15 protein-coding genes are annotated in these 23246 nt (G+C 43.7%); 11 read left to right on the forward strand and 4 right to left on the reverse strand.

The window, feature by feature from the left end; translation table 11 throughout:
* Positions 1-381: 381 nt before the first annotated feature.
* The 6 genes from gltB (at position 382) to Q7657_RS21075 (ending at position 9690) form a co-directional block, all read left to right on the forward strand.
* A complete protein-coding gene (gltB, locus tag Q7657_RS21050) occupies positions 382-4845 on the forward strand; it encodes a glutamate synthase large subunit (RefSeq protein ID WP_107166848.1) in 4464 nt (1487 codons plus the stop codon).
* 14 nt (positions 4846-4859) lie between these two features.
* Positions 4860-6272 carry an FAD-dependent oxidoreductase gene (locus tag Q7657_RS21055; protein WP_107166849.1) on the forward strand — a complete coding sequence of 471 codons (1413 nt, stop codon included), beginning with the start codon at positions 4860-4862 and terminating at the stop codon, positions 6270-6272.
* A 162-nt stretch (positions 6273-6434) separates the two neighbouring features.
* Positions 6435-7133 carry a 5'-methylthioadenosine/S-adenosylhomocysteine nucleosidase gene (gene mtnN / locus Q7657_RS21060; protein ID WP_107166850.1) on the forward strand — a complete coding sequence of 233 codons (699 nt, stop codon included), beginning with the start codon at positions 6435-6437 and terminating at the stop codon, positions 7131-7133.
* A gap of 45 nt (positions 7134-7178) precedes the next feature.
* Positions 7179-8135, forward strand: a complete 957-nt coding sequence (locus Q7657_RS21065; protein ID WP_023931022.1) for a cobalamin biosynthesis family protein — start codon at positions 7179-7181, stop codon at positions 8133-8135.
* A complete protein-coding gene (gene btuF / locus Q7657_RS21070; RefSeq protein ID WP_107166851.1) occupies positions 8135-8965 on the forward strand; it encodes a vitamin B12 ABC transporter substrate-binding protein BtuF in 831 nt (276 codons plus the stop codon). The genes Q7657_RS21065 and btuF overlap by 1 nt, the downstream gene beginning before the upstream one ends.
* Positions 8966-9078: 113 nt before the next feature.
* Positions 9079-9690: a TRIC cation channel family protein gene (locus Q7657_RS21075; RefSeq protein WP_107166852.1), complete on the forward strand. Its 612-nt coding sequence runs from the start codon at positions 9079-9081 to the stop codon at positions 9688-9690.
* 58 nt (positions 9691-9748) lie between these two features.
* On the opposite strand, the gene Q7657_RS21080 is transcribed toward Q7657_RS21075, so the two are convergent.
* Together Q7657_RS21080 and tyrS are read right to left on the reverse strand one after the other, a co-directional pair.
* On the reverse strand, positions 9749-10372 hold the full coding sequence (locus Q7657_RS21080) for a DedA family protein (protein ID WP_107166853.1): 624 nt from the start codon (positions 10370-10372) through the stop codon (positions 9749-9751).
* A gap of 215 nt (positions 10373-10587) precedes the next feature.
* Positions 10588-11775, reverse strand: coding sequence for a tyrosine--tRNA ligase (gene tyrS / locus Q7657_RS21085; RefSeq protein ID WP_107166854.1), 1188 nt, complete (start codon positions 11773-11775; stop codon positions 10588-10590).
* A 126-nt stretch (positions 11776-11901) separates the two neighbouring features.
* Between tyrS and Q7657_RS21090 the strand changes: the two genes are divergently transcribed.
* Positions 11902-13206, forward strand: a complete 1305-nt coding sequence (locus tag Q7657_RS21090; protein ID WP_107166855.1) for a peptidoglycan DD-metalloendopeptidase family protein — start codon at positions 11902-11904, stop codon at positions 13204-13206.
* Positions 13207-13281: 75 nt separating this feature from the next.
* Here the strand turns inward: Q7657_RS21090 and erpA are convergent, their stop codons facing one another.
* Both erpA and clcA read right to left on the reverse strand, forming a co-directional pair.
* Positions 13282-13623: an iron-sulfur cluster insertion protein ErpA gene (erpA, locus tag Q7657_RS21095; RefSeq protein ID WP_008988486.1), complete on the reverse strand. Its 342-nt coding sequence runs from the start codon at positions 13621-13623 to the stop codon at positions 13282-13284.
* Positions 13624-13684: 61 nt separating this feature from the next.
* On the reverse strand, positions 13685-15088 hold the full coding sequence (gene clcA, locus Q7657_RS21100; RefSeq protein WP_053987960.1) for a H(+)/Cl(-) exchange transporter ClcA: 1404 nt from the start codon (positions 15086-15088) through the stop codon (positions 13685-13687).
* Positions 15089-15411: 323 nt separating this feature from the next.
* On the opposite strand from clcA, the gene hemL reads away from it, so the two are divergent.
* From hemL to Q7657_RS21120, 4 genes are all read left to right on the forward strand, one after another.
* Positions 15412-16710 (forward strand): glutamate-1-semialdehyde 2,1-aminomutase, encoded by a 1299-nt coding sequence (gene hemL, locus Q7657_RS21105; protein ID WP_008988488.1) that lies wholly within the window; start codon positions 15412-15414, stop codon positions 16708-16710.
* Positions 16711-17068: 358 nt separating this feature from the next.
* Positions 17069-18154, forward strand: coding sequence for an AI-2E family transporter (locus Q7657_RS21110; protein WP_053987962.1), 1086 nt, complete (start codon positions 17069-17071; stop codon positions 18152-18154).
* 157 nt (positions 18155-18311) lie between these two features.
* Positions 18312-19334, forward strand: coding sequence for a 16S rRNA (guanine(1207)-N(2))-methyltransferase RsmC (gene rsmC, locus Q7657_RS21115; protein ID WP_053987963.1), 1023 nt, complete (start codon positions 18312-18314; stop codon positions 19332-19334).
* A gap of 298 nt (positions 19335-19632) precedes the next feature.
* On the forward strand, positions 19633-23019 hold the full coding sequence (locus Q7657_RS21120) for a response regulator (protein WP_258178281.1): 3387 nt from the start codon (positions 19633-19635) through the stop codon (positions 23017-23019).
* The last annotated feature ends 227 nt before the right edge of the window (positions 23020-23246 follow it).

Here is a 23246-nt window from a genome sequence, read left to right on the forward strand (position 1 = left end):
TTTGTAAAGTAAGCTTCTTTGTTAAAGCCAGCTCTTCTGAGTTGGCTTTTTTATTGTTACGACTCTCAATATTATTTTTTTCGCTATATTTTCTCATTATCCCTTAATAAACCTGCACTTTATTCCTAATAATAAGACGCTCAGCATCAAACATTGCTCAGTATAAATGCTTACAACTTGCTATATTTTCTTATGGTAAAAGAAGTTATCGCTATTTATCTTAACTTCATAATATTTCACTCCATTTGTTATGTCTATTTGACCTTTTTGTAAATTATGGTTACTTTGATGAATCGCAGGAAGCTGAATTGATGATCAGGATGATTATCAGATTGATGCAGTAAACCTGCTTATTACAAGCAGGTGCAAGGGAGAGTTGCAATGTCACTGTATGACCCATCACTGGAAAAAGATAACTGTGGTTTTGGTCTAATTGCTCACACTGAAGGGCAAACCAGCCACAAACTTGTTCGTACCGCTATATCCGCATTAGATCGCATGACTCACCGTGGTGGTATCGCCGCTGACGGAAAAACAGGTGATGGCTGTGGTCTATTAATTAAAAAACCAGATAGTTTTTATCGTATTGTGGCCGAAGAAAAAGGCTGGAATTTATCGCGAGAATTTGCCGTTGGACAGATCTTCTTAAGCCAAGATCCTGTATTAGCTGAGCAAGCACGAACGATCATTAATGAAGAACTAGCCACCGAAACCTTATCGGTTACGGGCTGGCGTGAAGTCCCTGTTAATCCAGCCGTTTTAGGCCCTATTGCTCAAGAATCCCTACCTAATATTGAGCAAGTTTTTATCAATGCCCCAGCAGGTTGGAAGCCTCGCGATATTGATCGCCGCCTCTATATTGCTCGTCGCCGCATTGAAAAACGTATTACCGAAGATAGTGATTTCTATATTTGTAGCCTTTCCACTCAAGTAATTGTCTACAAAGGGCTATTCATGCCTGCAGATTTACCTAAGTTCTACTTAGATTTAGGTGATATTCGTTTAGAGTCTTCCATTTGTTTATTCCACCAGCGCTTTTCAACCAATACCCAGCCTCGTTGGCCGTTGGCTCAGCCTTTCCGCTATCTGGCGCACAATGGTGAGATCAATACCATCATGGGTAACCGCCAATGGGCCCGTGCCCGTGGTTACAAATTTAGCTCACCTCTGTTACCCGATTTACAAACAGCAGCGCCATTTGTGAACGAAACAGGCTCGGATTCGTCAAGCCTAGATAACATGCTAGAGCTGTTCTTATCAGGCGGTATGGATCTGTTTCGTGCTATGCGCATGCTTGTGCCACCAGCATGGCAAAACCACCCTGATATGGATCCTGCGCTACGTGCATTCTATGACTTTAACTCCATGCATATGGAGCCATGGGACGGTCCAGCAGGCATCGTGATGTCAGATGGTCGTTATGCTGCCTGTAACCTTGACCGTAATGGTCTTCGCCCTGCACGCTATGTGATCACCAAAGACAAGTTGATCACCCTCGCTTCTGAAGTCGGTATTTGGGATTACACCCCTGATGAAGTGGCGGAAAAAGGCCGTGTTGGACCAGGTGAATTACTGGTTATCGATACGAAATTTGGCAAGATCTGGCATTCATCAGACATTGATAACGAACTCATGGGACGTCATCCATATAAAGCGTGGATGGACAGCCATGTAAAACGCTTAACCCCATTTGAACAGCTAGGTGATGAACAAGCGGGCGATCGCTCTTTAACTGACGACGAGCTAGCGGTTTATCACAAACAATTTGGTGTGAACCGAGAAGAGCTTGATCAAGTCCTACGTGTCATTGGTGAAAATGGTCAAGAAGCGACAGGCTCAATGGGTGATGATGCGCCAATGGCAGTATTATCTTCAAAAGAGCGTCCGGTGACCGATTACTTCCGTCAAATGTTTGCACAGGTAACCAATCCACCTATCGATCCGCTGCGTGAAAAACATGTTATGTCGCTTGCAACCTGTATTGGTCGCGAAATTAACGTGTTCTGTGAAACAGATAGCCATGCCCAACGTGTCGCATTTGGCTCGCCAGTACTGCTCTACTCCGATCTCGTTCAGCTCCTTGAGCTTGATGATCAATACTATGCCAATAGCATTATTGATATTAACTACAACCCTACTGAAAAAGATCTAAAACAAGCGTTGATTGATCTTTGTGATGAAGCAGAGCGCGTCGTGAAAGATGGTGCCGTTCTCGTCGTGCTGTCAGATCGTGGCATCAACAAAGACAAGCTCCCGATTCCTGCTGCAATGGCGGTCGGTGCGGTACAAAAACGCCTTGTTGATAACAACCTACGTTGTGACACCAACATCGTAGTGGAAACAGCAACAGCGCGCGATCCACACCAGTTCGCTGTGCTACTAGGTTTTGGTGCAACGGCGGTTTATCCATACCTTGCTTATGAATCACTCGGTCAGCTTATCGATAGCGGTGCAATCAATAAGACCTACCGTGAAGCGATGACCAACTTCCAAAGCGGCATCAATAAAGGTCTGTTTAAGATCATGTCGAAAATGGGTATTTCCACCATTTCGTCATACCGCTGCTCAATGCTATTTGAAGCCGTTGGTTTAAGTGATGAAATCGTTGAGCTGTGTTTTAAAGGTGTTTCTAGCCGAATTGCAGGCGCTGACTTTAGCGACTTCCAACAAGATTTAGTCAACCTATCTCGCAGAGCATGGTTAAAGCGCAAACCAATCGAACACGGTGGACTACTGAAATACGTTCACGGTGGTGAGTTCCACGCCTACAACCCCGATGTTGTCAGCACCCTACAAAAAGCCGTGAAATCAGGCGATTATCAAGACTACTTAGCCTTTGCTAAAGAAGTTAATGAGCGCCCTGTTGCTGCTATCCGTGACTTATTTAAGCTAAAAGATGGCACAACCGCGATCCCTCTTGAGCAAGTAGAAGCAGCCACCGAACTGTACAAACGCTTTGACTCAGCCGCCATGTCTATCGGTGCTCTTAGCCCTGAAGCCCATGAAGCATTAGCTATTGCCATGAACCGCTTAGGAGGTTGCTCGAACTCAGGTGAAGGTGGTGAAGATCCACGCCGCTTTGGTAACGAGCGTAACTCACGCATCAAGCAAGTAGCGTCAGGTCGATTTGGTGTCACGCCACACTACCTTGTCAATGCTGATGTTATTCAGATCAAAGTAGCACAGGGGGCAAAACCAGGTGAAGGTGGTCAGCTACCGGGTCATAAAGTCACCACCGAGATCGCAAAGCTGCGTTATGCGGTACCGGGTGTCACCCTAATTTCACCGCCACCGCACCATGATATTTATTCGATTGAAGATTTGGCTCAGCTGATCTTCGATTTAAAACAAGTCAATCCAAACGCTTTAGTATCAGTCAAACTGGTATCTGAACCTGGCGTTGGCACTATCGCAACGGGTGTTGCTAAAGCGTACGCTGATTTAATCACAATTTCAGGTTACGACGGCGGTACAGGCGCAAGCCCACTCACGTCGGTGAAATACGCAGGTAGCCCATGGGAGCTTGGTCTAGCTGAAACCCAACAAGCACTGGTTACCAATGGGCTTCGCCACAAGATCCGCTTGCAAGTCGATGGTGGTTTGAAAACCGGTCTTGATGTAGTGAAAGCCGCTATTCTTGGTGCTGAAAGTTTCGGTTTTGGTACTGCGCCAATGGTAGCCCTAGGTTGTAAATACTTACGTATTTGTCACCTAAACAACTGTGCGACTGGGGTTGCAACGCAGGATGAAAAACTGCGTCGTGACTTCTTCAAAGGCCTGCCTGAGCAAGTGATGAATTACTTCATCGGTGTCGGTGAAGAAGTACGAGAAATTCTTGCCCAATTAGGTGTTGAAAAGCTTACCGACCTGATTGGTCGTACCGATCTTCTTGAAACTCTGGAAGGCTTTACAGCTAAGCAGACAAAACTGGATCTGAGCCCTATTTTAGCAGCACCAACACCAAAAGAAGGCAAAACACTGTACTGCAGCGAAGCTAATACACCATTTGATAATGCCGAGCTGAGCCAAGCCCTACTTGAGCAAATCCTACCTGCAATTGAAAGTCACAGTGGTGGTGATTTCTACTTCGATATTTGTAATACCGACCGTTCGATTGGTGCTCGTTTATCCGGTGAAATTGCTCAGCGTTATGGCAACCAAGGTATGTCAGCAAATCCTGTAACGCTACATCTTACGGGTACTGCAGGTCAGTCTTTCGGAGTATGGAACGCAGGTGGTCTAAACCTGAAATTAACAGGCGATGCCAATGACTACGTTGGTAAAGGCATGACGGGCGGTATTATTTCTATCCGTCCTCCGCAAGGCTCTGCCTTTAAATCCAGCGATGCCACGATTATCGGTAACACCTGTTTATACGGTGCTACCGGCGGTAAGTTATTTGCAGCAGGTAAAGCAGGTGAGCGTTTCGCAGTGCGTAACTCTGGCACCATTGCGGTAGTTGAAGGTGCTGGCGATAACGCATGTGAATACATGACCGGTGGTATTGTTGCCATTTTAGGTAAAACGGGCGTTAACTTTGGTGCAGGCATGACTGGCGGTTTTGCTTATATTCTTGATGAAGATGGTGATTTCGCAGGACGTGTTAACCCAGAACTTGTCGAAGCACTACCGTTAGATGAACTAAACATCCACCAAGAACACCTACGTGGTTTAATCGACCGTCACCTACAAGAAACAGGATCATGTCGAGCACAAGAGATTTTGGCGAACTTTGATCAATGGATCCCGAAATTCTATCTTGCGAAGCCGAAGTCAGCAGATATCAATACCCTGCTGGGTCACCAAAGTCGTTCAGCTTCTGAACTACGTCTTCAGGCGCAATAAGGGAGGGAAACCAAATGAGCCAGAATGTTTACCAATTTATTGACGTCGAGCGTATCGACCCACCAAAGAAGCCGCTAGATGTTCGTAAAATTGAGTTCGTTGAAATATACGAACCTTTTACGGAACAGCAAGCAGGTGCACAGGCGGATCGTTGTTTAGATTGTGGTAACCCTTATTGTGAATGGAAGTGTCCTGTTCATAACTACATTCCTCAATGGCTAAAACTCGCTAACGAGGGGCGTATTATTGAGGCGGTAGAGCTATCTCACCAAACCAACACACTACCTGAAGTGTGTGGTCGAGTTTGTCCGCAAGACAGATTATGTGAAGGCTCTTGTACCCTTAATGAAGACTTTGGTGCGGTGACGATTGGTAATGTCGAAAAGTACATTACCGATAAAGCCTTTGAGATGGGCTGGAAACCAGACATATCAGGGGTGGAGTGGACCGACAAGAAAGTTGCCATTATTGGCGCAGGTCCTGCCGGATTATCGTGTGCTGATATTCTTGTTCGTAATGGCGTAAAACCTGTGGTCTTTGATCGCTACCCTGAAATTGGTGGCTTGCTGACTTTTGGTATTCCGTCATTCAAACTTGAAAAAGACGTGATGATAAACCGTCGTAAAATCTTTACTGAAATGGGGGTTGAGTTTCAGCTCAATACTGAAATCGGTAAAGACAGCACGATGGAATCACTGCTATCAGAATACGATGCTGTTTTCTTAGGGGTAGGTACTTATAAAAACATGCGCGCAGGATTAGAGAACGAAGATGCAAACGGCGTTTATGATGCGCTGCCATTTTTAATTTCTAATACCTACAAAGTTATGGAGTTAGAAAACAGCGCACCCTTCCTTGATATGAAAGGTAAACGTGTGGTGGTGTTAGGCGGTGGTGATACCGCGATGGACTGTGTGCGTACTTCTATTCGCCAAGGTGCTAACGATGTGGTGTGTGCTTATCGTCGTGACGAAGCCAATATGCCCGGCTCTAAACGTGAGGTAAAAAATGCCCGCGAGGAAGGCGTAAACTTTATGTTTAACCTTCAGCCATTAGGCATTGAAGTCGATGACGCAGGCAAGGTTACAGGCGTAAAAGTAGTGAAAACAGCATTAGGTGAGCCTGATGATGCTGGTCGTCGCCGTCCTGAACCTGTTGCTGGTAGTGAGCATGTATTAGGAGCTGATGCCGTGATCATGGCATTTGGCTTCCAACCTCATGCAATGCCTTGGCTTGCACCGTTTGATGTAGAGCTAGATCAATGGGGACGCATTAAAACCTCATATGAAGCACACTTTGCATACCAAACTACCAATCCAAAAATCTTTGCCGGTGGTGATGCTGTGCGAGGCTCTGATTTGGTGGTCACCGCCATTGATGAAGGTCGAAAAGCGGCTGAAGGAATATTGGATTATCTTGAAGTATAACCAATAGAGCACTTTAAAAAGCGGAGGGGAAACCTTCCGCTTTTTTATTCGTGCCGTTCCTGAGTAACGATTACTTTTGGTATAAATTCTCTCGCTCATGGTACACTTATTCCCATTAATGGCACCTTGGGTGCGTCGCTTGAACAACAAGAGAACGAATCAATGAAAATCGGCATTATTGGCGCAATGGAGCAAGAAGTTGCGATCCTAAAAGCACAACTAGAAAACGGCGAAACCCACAACAAAGCAGGTTGTACTATCTACACTGGTACGCTAAATGGTGCGGATGTTGTCTTGTTACAATCAGGCATTGGTAAAGTAGCCGCAGCAGTAGGTACTGCAGTACTACTTGAAACCTTCCAACCTGATGTTGTGATCAACACAGGCTCTGCGGGCGGTTTTGAATCAAGCCTTAACGTTGGTGATGTTGTGATCTCAACAGAAGTTCGCTACCACGATGCTGACGTAACAGCATTTGGTTACGAAATCGGTCAAATGGCACAACAACCAGCTGCTTTCCTATCTGACGAAAAACTGATGGATGTAGCAGAGCAAGCACTGACAGCTTTACCTGAAAAGCCACACGCTGTTCGCGGTCTGATCTGTACTGGCGATGCATTCGTATGTAGCGCTGAAAAGCAAAACTTCATTCGCACCAACTTCCCATCTGTCGTTGCGGTTGAAATGGAAGCGGCAGCCATTGCTCAAGCATGTCACCAATTCAAAGTACCATTTGTTGTGGTTCGTGCAATTTCTGATGTTGCTGATAAAGAATCACCAATGAGCTTTGATGAGTTCCTGCCTCTTGCAGCGAAAAGCTCATCAATCATGGTTGAGAAAATGGTTGAGCTACTTAAGTAATCTGACTTAAGTTAACCACTCTAACGATAACAGCTGTCACGGATGATGGAATCACTTGTTGCGTTACTCACAACCAATAGCTCCCTACTCGCTTTGTGGGGGGCTTTGTTGTTGCATTGGGTTTTACCCATTCCCTATCCACTTCATCCCATTGTTATTTGGCAACGTCTTGCTCTTTTGATCGCAGAGCGTGTTAATCATCCCAAAGAAAATCCATCCCAACGCATTCTTGCAGGCTCATTAGCTTGGTTTTTAATGTCAGGCACAGTATTGATCTTATTGTTCGCTTTCAGCCAACTGGTTTGGTATCAAACGATTTTCCAGATGACATTACTGTGGATGGCAATTGATTGGCAAACCTCAGCGAAACTCGCCAAACAGTTTAATCAAGCCTATAACCTTGAGCACAAAGGGCGATGCCGAGAATTATTGGCCGATCACGTCAATCGTAATACGGAAAATTTATCCCTGCTTGGACTAGGTAAAGCAGGGGCTGAAACCCTATTACTTGGCTACGGGCGCAATGTGATTGGAGTATTATTCTGGTACGCCATTGGTGGTGGGATCGCTGCGATTATGTATCGCTTAGCAATTAGTCTTGCCCGTACGTGGTCACCGAGCCGTGAGCAATACCGTTTCTTTGGCCTGCCAGCGATCCGCATTGCACTTATTTTAGATATCGTACCGCTACGCTTATTTGCGCTATTAATTACCCTTGGTCAAAATGCCAAGCTCGCTTTCAAAGGGCTAATGCAACAAGGTGAAAACTGGCAGTTACCTGGGCCTGGCTGGTTACTTGTCGCCACCGGCCACAAACTGTCTTTATCTCTGGGTGGCCCTGCGATGTACAATCAAATAAAAATGGAGCGACCTCGTATTGGTGGCAAAATTGCACCTGCATCGCTTCATCTTGCTCAAATTCAGCAATTAATGACGAGCCGACTATGGTGTTGGATCATCATCGAAAGCGGCTTACTGATTCTTTTTCACGGACTAGCTTAATGCGCTTGCTACTTTTTATTGTTGTTCTATTCCCATTCTCCTCAACCTTTGCAGAACAATCACAGTCTGTTCAACGCATTATTAGTTTATCGCCACACATGACTGAGCTCGCGTATAGTGCAGGACTTGGCGATAAACTGATCGCTGCCAGTGATTACAGTGATTACCCAGAACAGGCAAAAAAGCTCGAGCGTGTCGCCAACTATCGTGGGATCAAAATGGAGCGTATTCTGGCGCTAAAGCCCGATCTGATATTAGCGTGGAAAGGCGGCAACCCAAATCGAGAAATGACACGGTTACAACAACTTGGGATTAAGATCTTTTATTCAAATCCAACTCAATTAACGGATATCGCCGAAACAATTCTCAAACTAGGCCAATTTTCCGATGATCCAAGCATTGCTCAAGCAGCAGCTAAGCAATTCAAGCAACAATTAGTACAGATAAAAGAGCAATACCAAAATAAGTCCAAGGTGCGTTACTTTTACCAATTAAGCGACAATCCTATTTTAACTTTGTCTGATGGTAACTGGCCTAGTCCGGTGTTTAGCGTATGTGGCGGTGAGAATATTTTTGCCACCAGCACAGCGGCTTATCCGCAGGTCAATCAAGAACAAGTTGTTGTGCGTCAACCTGACGTGATCTTTGGCTCAAGCCATGCAACAGCCAAAGAAAATAGCCCATGGTTAAATTGGCCAGGTGAACTGCCCGCAGTTGATAACCACCACCTTTACCAACTTAACAGTGATTGGTTAAACCGCCCAACCTTACGCACACTCAAGGCGATCAAACAAGTGTGTCAACTTCTGGATAAGGCAAGAAAGCACTGATCTTTGCTGTGAAAGACCTCACTAAAGATAGATTTTATTGTTGTGCCTAACACTTTTGCCAGTACAATCGCCTGCCAACTTACCCCCACTTCTCAACTTGATTAGGGATAAACATGCTCATCTATATTCTCGATATGTTTGGCACCGCCATTTTTGCGGCTTCGGGAGTACTTATGGCCGGAAGATTACGGATGGATCCTTTTGGCGTTGTTGTACTGGCCAGCGTAACCGCCATTGGAGGTGGTACCATTCGTGATATGGCATTAGGTGCGACCCCTGTTTTCTGGATCACCGATACCAATTATCTTTGGGTGATCTTTATTACCTGTATTCTGACAATGCTTGCCACCCAACGCCCTAAACGTATGCCTTGGTATTTCTTACCCGTTGCAGATGCGATTGGACTTGCCGTTTTCGTTGCTATCGGTGTCGAAAAAGCCCTTCGCTATGGTGCATCACCAATGGTTGCGGTGATCATGGGGGTTATCACTGGCTGTGGTGGTGGGGTCATTCGTGATGTATTAGGCCGAGAGATCCCAATGGTGTTACGTATGGAAGTCTATGCAACTGCCTGTATCATTGGCGGTATTGTTCATACCACAGGCTTGGCTATAGGGATCTTACCTTCAATTGCAGCAGTCATGGGAATTATTACTACCCTGACAATCAGGCTTGCAGCCATCCGCTGGAATTTATCCCTGCCTATTTTTGCCTTACGCAACTAATAAATAACCGCCGAAAGAGGCGGTTTTTTTATTACTTAGTGAAAAGAACAATCAAGATTTATTCTTCAATGGAAGAGGCGCGACGACGTTTGAAATGACGAACAACCCACCATGCAAGTACACAAACCAATACCACAACTACAGCCCAACACTGCATTTGATATTTATGATAAAACGCTAAAATTGGCCCTAATTCATCATGTAAGTAAGCCGGTGCAACACCGAAAACCAGCAACCATACCGTCACAGCTAAGAAGTTTCCGAGTAAGAAAAGCTGAACTGGCATTTGTGCAATACCACAGCCAATACACATGAACTGTTTAATGCCTTCGACAAAACGGCTGATCACAAGTCCTAACATGCCGTAACGATCTATAAATTGGTGCAATTTTGTAATGGTACGTGGTTTAATCCACTCTTTTTTCGTCACTATATGACCAAACTGGCGACCAATAAAGTAACCAATACTGTTACCAATAAAGCTGCTTGCCCAAGCTACTGTTAACACCATTGGCAGAGACATTTTACCAGTAGAGGCAAGTAAACTAGCTACAATCAATAATGACTGACCGGGTGCAGGAATACCCATACCTTCAACCGCAATGGCTAAGGCTAAAATATAGTATCCATACTCATGCAGTAACGGGGTCAGTTCGGTAATAATATGTTGAATCGATTCCATAGCCAGTCGATGTAATAAAAGTGAAAGGTAATTTTTGATAGTAGCTTGTCTCTTGAAGAAGGCATAACGATCAAAGCTAGAAAGTAAGCTTTCACAAAACACCAACCATTGAGATTTAAAGCCAAGTTATTATTTATAAAGATTATTTTTTAGATAATAAAAAAGGACGCCTAAGCGTCCTTTTCTGTATTCTCAATCACATAAGATTAAATTGATTATTTAATCGTCACGCGAGCAAACTTACGCTTACCTACTTGGAATACGTAGTTACCAGCTGCAGGTACTAATTTCGTATCTTCAACTTTCTCGCCATCTTGCTTCACCGCACCTTGGCGGATCATACGCATTGCATCAGAAGTTGAGTTAACTAGCGTTGCTTCTTTTAGAAGATTAGCAATTGGTAGACCAGCTTCGAATTCAAACTCAGGCATTTCGTCAGGTAGGTTACCTTTTTGGAAACGGCTGATGAACTCTTGAAGTGCAGCTTCTGCTTCTTCTTCAGAGTGGAAACGTGCAATGATTTCTTTTGCTAGTAGGAACTTCACATCACGTGGGTTCTTACCTGCAGCAACGTCAGCTTTAAATTGCTCGATCTCGCTCATTGGGCGGAATGATAGCAACTCAAAGTAGCTCCACATTAGATCATCAGAGATAGACATGATCTTACCAAACATTTCGCTTGGTGCATCAGCAATACCAATGTAGTTATTTGCTGACTTAGACATCTTCTTAACGCCGTCTAGACCTACAAGTAGTGGCATCGTTAGGACAACCTGAGGTTTTTGACCGTGAGATTTTTGTAACTCACGACCCATTAGTAGGTTGAACTTCTGATCCGTACCACCCAGCTCTACGTCAGTTTCCATTGCTACTGAGTCGTAACCTTGTAGTAATGGGTACATGAATTCGTGGATCGCAATTGGACGGTTTTCTGTGTAACGCTTTTTGAAATCGTCACGCTCTAGCATACGAGCAACCGTTTGATTAGATGCTAGACGGATCATACCTTCTGCACCTAGCTCTGATAGCCATGTAGAGTTAAACGCAATTTTCGTTTTAGCAGGATCAAGGATCTTAAATACCTGCTCTTTGTATGTTTCTGCGTTACGCAGTACATCTTCACGCGTTAGCGGTGGACGAGTTACGTTCTTACCAGTTGGATCACCAACCATACCTGTAAAATCACCAATAAGGAAAGTGACTTCATGGCCTAGTTCCTGAAAAGTACGCAACTTATTAAGAATAACCGTGTGACCAAGGTGAATATCAGGGGCTGTAGGATCGGCACCCAATTTAATACGTAGTGGACGGTTTTCTTTTAGCTTTTCAATCAGCTCAGCTTCAGGGATAAGCTCATCTACCCCACGCTTTATCTCAACAAGTGCTTGTTCAATGTTGGCCATTCTTGTTCGCTCCCACAAAATTGGCAAAAATAATCAGTAGACCATCTTACTTGAATAGCAGGCTTTTTTGAAACCAGTTAGACTGAACGTCGTTTATTTTTTCGGAATATATGTGAAAAAGTCAGTATGAAAGGAACTTCATCGCCTCGCTTCCCAAGGAAGAACCTCTTTTTTATCATTTTAATCAGTTTCGCTACTCTCGGTCTCATTGCATTACCTTCAGCAGAACATAATAATTCGTCTGATACTGAGCCTAAGTTTACCGTCGGTACCTCCTATCCGATTGCGATCTCCTCTGCTGCAACCACTGCCCTCTCAATAACAGAAGAGCAAGAAGAACTAACATGGAAAAAACATGTTATTGAAAGCGGTGAAAGTTTAGCGATCGCTTTTAATAATATCGGCCTTGATGGCAAAACCTTACACGCCTTACTAGAAACTGACGAGAACACCAAACTCCTTGAGCGACTTCGCCCAGGTAATATCATTGAGTTTGGATTTAATAAAGAAGGGCAACTGACGGAACTGCGCCATCCTCGTAATCATTTAGAAACGCTTATCGTTCGCCATAACGGTGAATCATTCACCAGTGAGCTCGATAAAAAAGAAATCGAAACCCATACCAATTTTGCCCATGCCACCATTGAAACCAGCTTCTGGAGTGCCGCTGATAAAGCGGGTTTAACAGCCAATCAAATCATGGAAATTGCAGCACTATTTGGTTGGGATATCGACTTTGCACTCGATATACGTAAAGGCGACAAATTTGAAGTACTGTTTGAACAACACTACCTTGATGGACATCCTGTTGATCGCGGTTCAATTTTAGCAGCTACCTTTACCAACATGGGGCAAACCTTTACCGCGGTTCGTAATGAAGATGGAAAGTACTACGACAAAGATGGTCAAGCAATGCGTAAAGCTTTCTTACGATCACCTGTCAACTTCCGTTATGTTAGCTCTAACTTTAACCCTCGCCGTCTACACCCCGTCACAGGGCAAGTGAAAGCGCACCGTGGCACTGATTATGTCGCACCTGTTGGTACACCTATTTGGGCGGCTGGTGATGGTGTGGTATTAAAATCAGCCTATAACAAGTTCAATGGTAACTATGTTTTTATCAAGCACAGTACTAAATATGTCACGAAATACCTGCACTTAACTAAGCGTATGGTCAAAACCGGGCAACGCGTAAAACAAGGCGATACCATTGGTACCTTAGGCGGAACAGGTCGTGTAACAGGCCCACATTTACACTATGAATTCTTAGTCAATGGCGAGCACAAAAACCCTCGCACAGTGGATTTACCACAAGCCAATTCGCTATCAGGTAAAGAGCAAACTGCATTTAAACAACGAGCAAAGCAACAGTTAGCAAATATCAACCAGTTGAGTCAGTTAGTGGCAAATAACAGTATTTTGCTAAACTAGCCTCAAATTAAAGACACAAAAAAGCCGACAAATCTGTCGGCTTTTTTATTGATCCATTTCTAACGTGATAAAACGTTACACACTGAATGATGCACCACAACCACATGTTGTTGTTGCATTCGGGTTATTGACGAAGAAACGCGAACCTTCTAGACCTTCAGTGTAATCAACCGTACCACCAATTAAGTATTGTAGGCTCATTGGGTCAACAACAAGGGTTACACCGCTGTTTTCAATGGTCATATCGCCATCGTTTACTTTTTCATCAAAAGTAAAGCCATATTGGAAACCACTACAGCCACCACCAGTGATGTAAACACGTAGTTTTAGATCCGGGTTTTCTTCTTCAGCGATCAGTGTTTTTACTTTATTCGCTGCAACGTCAGAAAAAGTTAGCGGCAAATTCGCATCGCTCATTACAAAACCTCTCACACACTTCTGTTAATTACGCTGATTATCTAATACCTGACTATGTTGTTCAAGTATTAGCCTCACTTGTTGGAGAGTCATGGCGTAAACGTTCTTTTTTAATTGTTCGGTGTAGCAGCTGCGAATAAATCGGTTGGCCGCCTAACATTTGAGCCAGCATAGTCGCACCGAGAGTCGTAATAATCAATGGTAAAATCAGATGATAGTTATTAGTCATCTCAATAACCAACAAGATCCCTGTAATCGGCGCACGTACTGTCGCAGCAAACAATGCCCCCATGCCAGCAATCGCAAACAAGCCAGGATCAATGCCTAAATCAGGGTATAAACCTTGCGTCACCATGCCGTAAAAAGTACCAAACAAAGTACCTAAAGCTAGCATAGGTGCGAAAATACCACCGGGCGCACCTGAGCCAAAACATAATAAGGTCGTTGCAATACGCGCAAAGAACAACAGCATTAACATGCCAAGGCCGTAATCGCCATTCGTCGCATGTGGGATCAGAAAAATACCGCCGCTAGTTAACTCAGGGAAGTAAAGTAGCAACAGACCAAAACAGCCGCCAATCAAAGTACCCGTGATTAAGTAACGTTTATGTTCATTACGATGGATTTTAATAAAGCCATCTAATGCAAAAATAATTAAGCGGTTAAACAGCACACCAAAACCACCAAACAACATCCCTAACACTAAAAATAACCAAAGGGATTTTAAGGCTGGTGCATCATACTGCGGCATGGAGATCACCGCTTCTTGACCACGTAATAAACGAAACACGATGTTCGACATTACCGCTGAGATCATCACACATTTTACCGAGATCAAGCTGTAACGAAATTGAGGACGCATCTCTTCGAGCACAAACATAATGCCCGCCATTGGTGCGTTAAAAGCCGCCGCTAAACCGCCAGCAGCACCTGCCGCTAATAAGGAGTGACGACCTTCTTTATCTTTAAGCCTAAAAATATCGGAGATCATACGACCGATATTACCGCCCATTTGTACCGTTGGACCTTCGCGACCCAACACCATACCTGAGCCTAATGCACCTAAACCACCGAAGAATTTCACTGGGATCACACGCCACCAGCGAACCGGGCGCATTTCCTCCATTGCCCCCTCAATTTCAGGAATACCTGAACCGCCCGCTTCCGGTGCAAAACGACTGACTAAGTAGTAACCAATAAAAGCGAGTATCGCGCTGACAATAAATGCCGCCAACCATAACGGTAAGACGCTGGTAATTTCGTTGCGTAGCCATTCCGTACGTTGCTCTGTGACCCAATTAACCCCAATTTCAAACATGGTGCCAACAAAGCCAGCAAGGATACCGACCAATGCTGATAAAAAGAGAACAGAGACAGGTGTTTTGTCTCGGGTAAGTAATTGCCTTACCAATGCACGTGGTTGAAGATGAGGAGGCATGTGGATCCCATGCGTTTTATCAGTCATTTTTCGGCCGTATTGTTAAAAGATTGCACGTAGAATGCAGAGAGGATAAATGAAACTATTAGACCTAAAAGAGTAATCCATGATGTGCATTTATTATACTGCTAATGTTGAAAAATAGCTTTGCAGCTGTGACTTGTATAACAAATTAACAGAAGTTTATTGCTCAGTTAGCGCAAATATTACCCATAAAACGCTCTCCCTAAAGCGACCCCTTTTAGGTACAATAGCTAATGATAATCCACATACTTCTCTGGCTTACCATCCTAGGACAGAAAACTCTGTGGATTGGAATAGCATCTGATTTATTGATATAGGATCTTACAATGAGCAATACAAGCAAATCAGCCGATTTATTTGCTAAAGCGCAACAGAAAATTCCAGGCGGCGTAAACTCGCCAGTTCGTGCTTTTGCAGGCGTTGGCGGCACCCCACTATTTATCGAACGTGCCGATGGCGCTTACATTTTTGATGCCGATGGCAATGCCTACATCGACTTCGTTGGCTCTTGGGGTCCAATGATTTTAGGTCACAACCATATCGCAATTCGTGATGCTGTGATTGATGCAGCACAGCAAGGCTTAAGCTTTGGTGCGCCAACAGCGATGGAAATCACCATGGCTGATCTTGTATCGAAACTTGTACCATCAATGGAAATGGTACGTATGGTGAGCTCAGGTACAGAAGCGACGATGAGTGCAATCCGTCTTGCTCGTGGTTTCACAGGTCGTGACAAGATCTTAAAATTTGAAGGTTGTTACCACGGTCATGCAGACTGCCTATTAGTAAAAGCAGGCTCTGGCGCATTAACGCTTGGTCAACCAAGCTCACCAGGTGTACCAGCAGATTTTGCTAAACACACCTTAACAGCGACCTACAATAACCTTGATTCTGTACGTGAAGCATTTGAAGCAAACCCAGATCAAATCGCTTGTATCATCGTTGAACCTGTTGCGGGTAACATGAACTGTATCCCACCAGTACCGGGCTTTCTTGAAGGTTTACGTGCGATCTGTGATGAGTTCGGCGCACTATTAATTCTTGATGAGGTAATGACAGGCTTCCGTGTATCTGAAGGCGGCGCACAAGGTTACTACAACATCAAACCAGACCTAACAACACTGGGTAAAATCATCGGTGGTGGTATGCCAGTAGGTGCCTTTGGTGGTCGTCGTGAAGTGATGGAATACGTTGCCCCAACCGGTCCTGTTTACCAAGCCGGCACCCTATCAGGTAACCCAGTTGCGATGGCAGCAGGTCATGCTTGTTTAACTGTGCTAACTGAAGAGGGTAATGAAAAGCGTCTCGCTGACATTACTAAACGTTTAGCTGATGGCTTTAAAGCGCTGGCTGACAAACATGGCATTCCATTGGCAGTAAACCAAGTAGGTGCAATGTTTGGTTTCTTCTTTACTGACCAAGAAAACGTGACTTGCTATGAAGACGTTACCAAGTGTGATGTTGAACGCTTCAAACGTTTCTTTAACTTAATGTTAGAACGCGGTGTTTACCTTGCACCTTCAGCGTATGAAGCATGCTTTACTTCGCTAGCGCACAATACTCAAATTATTGATGCGACACTTGAAGCAGCAGACTATGCTTTTGCTACGCTAGCTAATGAATAAGCGCTGAATTTTTTCAAAAAGATTGAATAAATTAAAATAAAAAAGGTCACACAGGGTGGCCTTTTTTTATGACTATTTTTTAGTATCTAAATAACTAAAAATTAGCTTAACTGAAGGCTATTACGCTAGGCTTGCTTATTGCCAGAAATATAATGCAAGCAAGGCCATGATGACTAAAATAATTAGCGCAATAGGTGGTCTGCGTTTTTTTTTGTCATCACAGCCACAATTACAACATCCCATAAGCCATCTCCACGATAAAAGGTATAATCATTGACTCTTGTATGATGATTATAATGATAATCTTTATCAATAACAGCGGTAATGATGAAAGCTTATTTATAAAAGGATATAAACCGTGTCACAGCCATTTAAAATCGAGCCTCGCCACTGGCTCCTTATTATTGCTTTATTTGTCGCTGCGTTTGCCAGCTACAAACTGATCGAACCTTACTTAGGTCCGATTGTTCTCGCGTTTATTATTTCATTGTTATTTGCACCACTGCATAAACGTCTACTTGCGTTAATGCCAACCCGTGCCAATACCGCTGCAATGTTATCGTGTTTTATTCTTACCGTGATCATCGTGATCCCATTGCTTATCGTGTTCTCATCGATTGTTCATCAAGGAACAACCGTCTCAAAAGAGAGCTATGAATGGATCACCTCCGGTGGCCCTAAAGAGTTATTTGCCCACCCTTACGCCCAAAAAGCATTAGGTTTTATCGATAAATACTCACCGTTCCATAACTTTGATCCACAAGTGGTGATCCAAAAAATCGCCACCACGGCATCACAAGTGGGTTCACAAGCATTAAACATCAGTGCCCATATCTTAAGTGATGCGACGAGTATCTTAGTTAACTTCATGATGATGCTATTTGTGTTGTTCTTCCTACTACGTGACAACGACAAAATGATCGCTGCTATACGCCACGTGATCCCACTGTCTCGCAGTCAAGAAGATGAAATCATGAACGAAGTCGAGCAAGTGGCAAAATCTGCGGTACTTGGATCCTTCTTAACCGCTGTTGCACAAGGTATTGCCGGTGGTTTCGCCATGTGGTTATGTGGCTTCCCAGGCTTATTCTGGGGCTCGATGATGGCCTTTGCATCATTAATCCCGGTTGTGGGTACTGCACTGATTTGGCTACCTGCGTCTTTATACTTGCTGCTGGTTGGTCAATGGGAATGGGCACTGTTCCTTGCAGGTTGGGGCGTGATTGTAGTCGGCTCAATTGATAACGTTGTGCGCCCACTATTAATGCAAGGCAGTTCAAGCATGAACACCTTACTGATCTTCTTCTCCATCATTGGTGGTATCCAACTGTTTGGTTTGATCGGTATGATTTATGGTCCAATTATTTTTGGTGTCACATTGGTTCTGTTCAAAATGTATGAAGTTGAATTTAAAGACTTCTTAGAGCAACAAGATAAAAACTAATCAGCACCTTTCATGCCGCTTTCCAAATCGATAGTTGATTGAAAGCGGCATTTTCTTATCTCTCTCCTTGGCCAGCACTGTAGATTTCTTTCCAACCGCTCATAAATATGGAACAATTCGCCCCCAAATTTATGATGTCTACATTGAGGCCAGTTACATGTCTTATTGCGCCGCGAGCCAGGTCGTTGCTCGTCAATCTGAGTTTTTCGAAAATCGTAAAGTCCTTATCGCTGGCGAGTTAAGTGATACCTTCGCATCAGAATTGTGCCAAACAGCACAAACGGTGTCTGTATTTACCACTAACTACGGCTTCTTCAATGACATTCAACGCTTTAGCAATGTAAGCAGTTACTTCGGAGCAGAACTTACTGAGACGCCAGATATCGATATGATTTTGCTTTACTGGCCGAAAGCAAAAGCAGAAGCAGAATACCTAATGACCATGCTACTTGCTAAGTTTGGTACTGGGGTTGAAGTGTGTATCGTTGGTGAAAACCGCTCTGGGGTGCGCAGTGCAGAAAAACTGTTTGCAGAATATGGCCCACTAACAAAATACGACTCAGCACGTCGCTGCAGCTTCTATTGGGGCCGTTGTGATAACACGCCTAAAGCTTTTAACCTTGCTGATTGGTTCCGTAGCTATCCAATTGATATTGCTGGCGTACAGCTAACTGTTCGCTCATTACCGGGTGTATTTAGCCATGGTGAGTTTGATAAAGGCTCTGAATTGCTGCTCAATAACTTACCGAGTCTACACGGTAAAGTACTGGATTTTGGTTGTGGTGCAGGTGTGATTGGCGCTGTAATGAAAGCCAAATATCCAGCTATCGATCTAGAGCTTTGCGACATTAGTGCCCTTGCGATTGAATCAGCGAAAGAGACCTTTAAGGTAAATAACCTAGAAGCAAGCAAGTTCACTGCAACTGACGTGTATAAAACCCTAACCGGCCCTTACCAATTCTTGATCAGTAACCCACCGTTCCACGCAGGATTAAAAACCTTCTATGCGGCAACCGAGCAGTTTATTGAACAAGCCCCACAATACCTTAACCCACAAGGTCAAATGGTGATTGTGGCAAATAGCTTCTTACAATATCCACCTCTAATTGAAGCAAGCCTAGGTCATTGCGAAATTACTGCTAAAACCAACAAATTCAATATTTACGCCGCAACCAAATAATCGTTAATTTGGTTTTGACGTGATTATCGTAAGGGCGACAGTGTTTCGCCCTTTCTTTTACCCTTTTTACTCCGTTAAAAACGTTAATTCTGTGTTTTTACCCACGCTTCCTTACTGTAATACTTGATCCCTCTAAACAACCCAGTGTAAAAGTATCATATTAATAAATATGGACTTAGTGATGGCTAACGAACGGAAAAATTGTCAAAACGACATCAATATCGTTGCCTTACAATTTAACGTGAATCCCTAATCCGCAATTCAGATCGTATTACAATCATATTATTCAGGCACCGGAATGCAGAATACTACGCGATTTAAACGTCTCCAACATACGTTAATGTTGGCTTTTATTGTGCTCAGCATCACCCCTTTGGTTTTATCAGCCTTATATTTCCTCAACTCACATACCAAAGATCTCGCTGCACAAAGCATCAATCACTTAGCCTCTTTACGCGATAACAAGCAAAAGCAGCTCTACAGCTTTTTTGCCGCCAAAGAATCAGAGGTGAAGAGTTTCGCTCGCTCAGAATTATCCAATAACAGTGGCGGTCGTTTTTATGGTCTTGTGGGTGCTTATCATCAGTTAGGCAACATCGAACCTCAGCTTACCGAGCAAGGACGTGCGAATTATTTCTCACAAACCCTGACCAAGAAAAACGATAACAACAACCAGACGACCTATGTTGGGCATGAACGTTATCGTTTAATGTATAAGCGCTATAATGCGGTTTATAAAGAATATCTAAAACGCTCTGATTTCAAAGACATCATGTTGGTTGATTTGTCAGGTAACGTGGTTTATTCCGTTCATAATCACAGCTTATTTGGTATTAATTTGCTTAAAAATCAGCAAGCATCACCTGCGCTAAAGCAGACCTTTGAAACCATTAAGCAAAAAACCAAACTAAGCCAGAAACAACCCGATCAAGTACCTGTTACATTTACCGATTTCAGCCAAACAGCTAATCATGGTGATACAACAGCATGGTTTGCCGCTCCTATTATTCAGCAAGGCTATTTGCACAGTTACGTGTTTATGGAGCTAAGTAACAAAGCCATTTCTGAGCTTATTCAAGATCTGGGTAACAATGCTAATTACGTCCAAACGCTGCTGATCGGTCAAGATCATAAGCTGCGTTTTTCAGCAGAAGCCGATTTACCTAAAACCTTACAAAGTGAGAGCATTAGCCAAGCATTGGCAGGGAAATCAGGAGTGGGTAGTTTTAAAAACTACAATCACATTCCTGTACTCAGCGCCTTTTCGCCGCTCGATATTTTAGGTAATAAATGGGCATTAGTGGTTGAATTACCAGAGAAAGAAGCCTTTGCCCGCATTACCGAGTTAGAGAAGATCTTTGGCATTGGCATGATCACCGCCATTCTCTTAGTGATATTTGTTTCTCACCTACTTTCCAACTCTATCACTGCGCCATTGTTACGTTTAACTTGGGCTGCAGAGAAAGCCTCTGGTGGTGATTTGGATCAGGTTATTGAAGGCACTGAACGTAGTGATGAAATTGGTCGTCTTGCGATCAGTTTCTCTCGCATGCAACGCTCTATTCGCGAAAAAATCAGTTTGATCAGAACCCAAAACGACGAGCTAGAACAAAGCCTTAAGATTATTCAGCAGAAAAATGATGAGCTACAAACCGCAGATAAACTAAAAGATGAATTTCTGGCGACAACGTCCCATGAACTGCGTACACCACTTCATGGCATGGTCGGTATTGCAGAATCATTATTGGCAGGCGCTAATGGTCCACTGCAAGATCCGCAGCGTCGTCAGCTTGAAATGCTGATCAACAGTGGGCAACGCTTAACGAACTTGGTTGATGATCTGCTGGATTATCACAAGATGCGTTATGGCGATCTTGATATTCATCGCCATGCTATTGATTTATCAGCAGCAGTTCGTTTGGTTTTAGAACTTTCAAGCCACCTATTAGGTAATAAACCAGTACGTATCATTAACCAAATACCAGCGGATTTACCACTGGTGGATGCCGATGAACAACGCCTAGAACAAGTGCTATACAACCTTGTTGGTAATGCAATTAAGTACACATCTGAAGGGAAAATTATTATCTCTGCCACTGTGCTTGAGCAGCAATTACGAGTACAAGTCGTCGATACAGGTCAAGGCATTCCTAGTGAGCAGCTTGAGCATATCTTTGAACCATTGATCCAAGCAAATTCTGGCTCGGCTAATTATCGTCAAGGGGCTGGGCTTGGGCTATCAATCAGCCGCCAACTGATTGAATTAATGGGCGGTCGCTTATACGTCAGCAGCCAGCCAATGGTCGGTACCACCTTTAGTTTCACCTTGAATTTGGCGACAGAGGCACAAATTAATGCGATTTCTCATGAGTCCACCAGCCAACATTTCCAAGCACCGTCATTAGATTCAAGCAGTTGTGAAAGTAGTAATTTACCAGAAAACCCGAATGGTGACTTGATCCTAGTTGTTGATGACGAGCCAGTTAACCTTCAGATCCTAAACAACTTTTTACGTTTAGCGGGTTATCGAGTGAAAACAGCAGAAAGTGGTCCACAAGCACTCGCAATGGTGGAAGAGCAACGTCCAGATCTGATTTTGCTTGATATTATGATGCCAGAAATGAGTGGCTATGAAGTTTGTACCACCCTAAGAAAACAATACTCTATTTTTGAGTTGCCTATCATGATGCTATCAGCCTTAGGACAGATCCAAGATCGCATTAAAGGCTTTGAGTGTGGCGCTAATGACTATTTAACCAAGCCTTTTAATAAAGAAGAGCTCATTGCACGTATTCAAGCTTACCTACAAGCTAGTAAGACTGAGCATGAAAAGCAAAAGAACCACAGCTTGCAGCAAGAAATCCATCGCAGAGAGCAAGTAGAAATCAGCTTAATTGAAGCGCAAAGCCGTTTACTGGGGTTATTGGATTCCACCACAGAAGCGATCATTTGTGTCCAAAATGAAGGCCGGATTCGTTACGTCAACAGTGCTGCAGGTAAGTTATTTAAACGCCCACCTGAGCAGCTAGAGCGCCATACACTAAGTGATATTTTAGCGGCTGAATTACCAGACACCATCACTGAGAGCCACCATTACAATGGGAAATTAAGCTTCCTGATCGGTGAGCAAGTGCAAACACTGTCAACCGATATCATTAATTTGCCACAAGAGTCTGGGCTAAAGCAGATGTTCGTATTCGACAGTCAAGGGCCATCGGCGGATCACCGTATTGGTTTACTCGAAAATGCAGTAGATATGTTGTCTGAATTTGCCTTTAACGGTGATAAAAACAACCTGCAACAGCTACGTGAACTGGGTGGTGAGTTTACTCGACTGGCAGACAAGCTCGATAGCAATAGTCAAAATAAAGGGCAACAAATTCGAGAGTTACTGGTTGATTCAATGAAGAACACCCTTGAACTCTGGGAAAGCGAATCAAATAAAACCAAATTTGAACTAGCAGAAGAAAGTGGGTTATGGCGCGTTTATCTAGACCGTAGTACGTTACAAACGCGTACTCTAGATAAATACCTTCATATTGAAACGCTACCTAAAACGCCACGCTGGCGCACAGTGATTAACACCATGGATTATGTTCTTGAACGCTGTCATCAACCAACAGCTGCACGTCAAGAGCTCGTCACCATGCGTGATAAACTGCACCATACCATTAGTACCAGCTAAATTATTTATCACTCTATAAAGGCTCCTTGGGAGCCTTTTTTATTATCTCTATAATGACTATCGGCATCTTTACTTCATCATAGCGACAGTATCAACATCCCCTTAATCGACCAAACAGACAGACTCACAGCGACAATAACCGACGACATACTCACTTATTTCTAGCCTAAAAACATTATCCTTTAGTCTTATAAATTCGTTTTTTTAAATAAGAAAAAATCTCATTA

The organism is Candidatus Photobacterium acropomis (assembly GCF_030685555.1).
Taxonomy (GTDB): Bacteria; Pseudomonadota; Gammaproteobacteria; order Enterobacterales; family Vibrionaceae; genus Photobacterium; species Photobacterium lucens.

Bases quoted from the DNA above. Each gene is read 5' to 3' on its own strand.
- gltB (WP_107166848.1), top strand. From the start codon at position 382: ATGTCACTGTATGACCCATCACTGGAAAAAGATAACTGTGGTTTTGGT.
- Q7657_RS21055 (WP_107166849.1), top strand. From the start codon at position 4,860: ATGAGCCAGAATGTTTACCAATTTATTGACGTCGAGCGTATCGACCCA.
- mtnN (WP_107166850.1), top strand. From the start codon at position 6,435: ATGAAAATCGGCATTATTGGCGCAATGGAGCAAGAAGTTGCGATCCTA.
- Q7657_RS21065 (WP_023931022.1), top strand. From the start codon at position 7,179: ATGGAATCACTTGTTGCGTTACTCACAACCAATAGCTCCCTACTCGCT.
- btuF (WP_107166851.1), top strand. From the start codon at position 8,135: ATGCGCTTGCTACTTTTTATTGTTGTTCTATTCCCATTCTCCTCAACC.
- Q7657_RS21075 (WP_107166852.1), top strand. From the start codon at position 9,079: ATGCTCATCTATATTCTCGATATGTTTGGCACCGCCATTTTTGCGGCT.
- Q7657_RS21080 (WP_107166853.1), bottom strand. From the start codon at position 10,372: ATGGAATCGATTCAACATATTATTACCGAACTGACCCCGTTACTGCAT.
- tyrS (WP_107166854.1), bottom strand. From the start codon at position 11,775: ATGGCCAACATTGAACAAGCACTTGTTGAGATAAAGCGTGGGGTAGAT.
- Q7657_RS21090 (WP_107166855.1), top strand. From the start codon at position 11,902: ATGAAAGGAACTTCATCGCCTCGCTTCCCAAGGAAGAACCTCTTTTTT.
- erpA (WP_008988486.1), bottom strand. From the start codon at position 13,623: ATGAGCGATGCGAATTTGCCGCTAACTTTTTCTGACGTTGCAGCGAAT.
- clcA (WP_053987960.1), bottom strand. From the start codon at position 15,088: ATGACTGATAAAACGCATGGGATCCACATGCCTCCTCATCTTCAACCA.
- hemL (WP_008988488.1), top strand. From the start codon at position 15,412: ATGAGCAATACAAGCAAATCAGCCGATTTATTTGCTAAAGCGCAACAG.
- rsmC (WP_053987963.1), top strand. From the start codon at position 18,312: ATGTCTTATTGCGCCGCGAGCCAGGTCGTTGCTCGTCAATCTGAGTTT.
- Q7657_RS21120 (WP_258178281.1), top strand. From the start codon at position 19,633: ATGCAGAATACTACGCGATTTAAACGTCTCCAACATACGTTAATGTTG.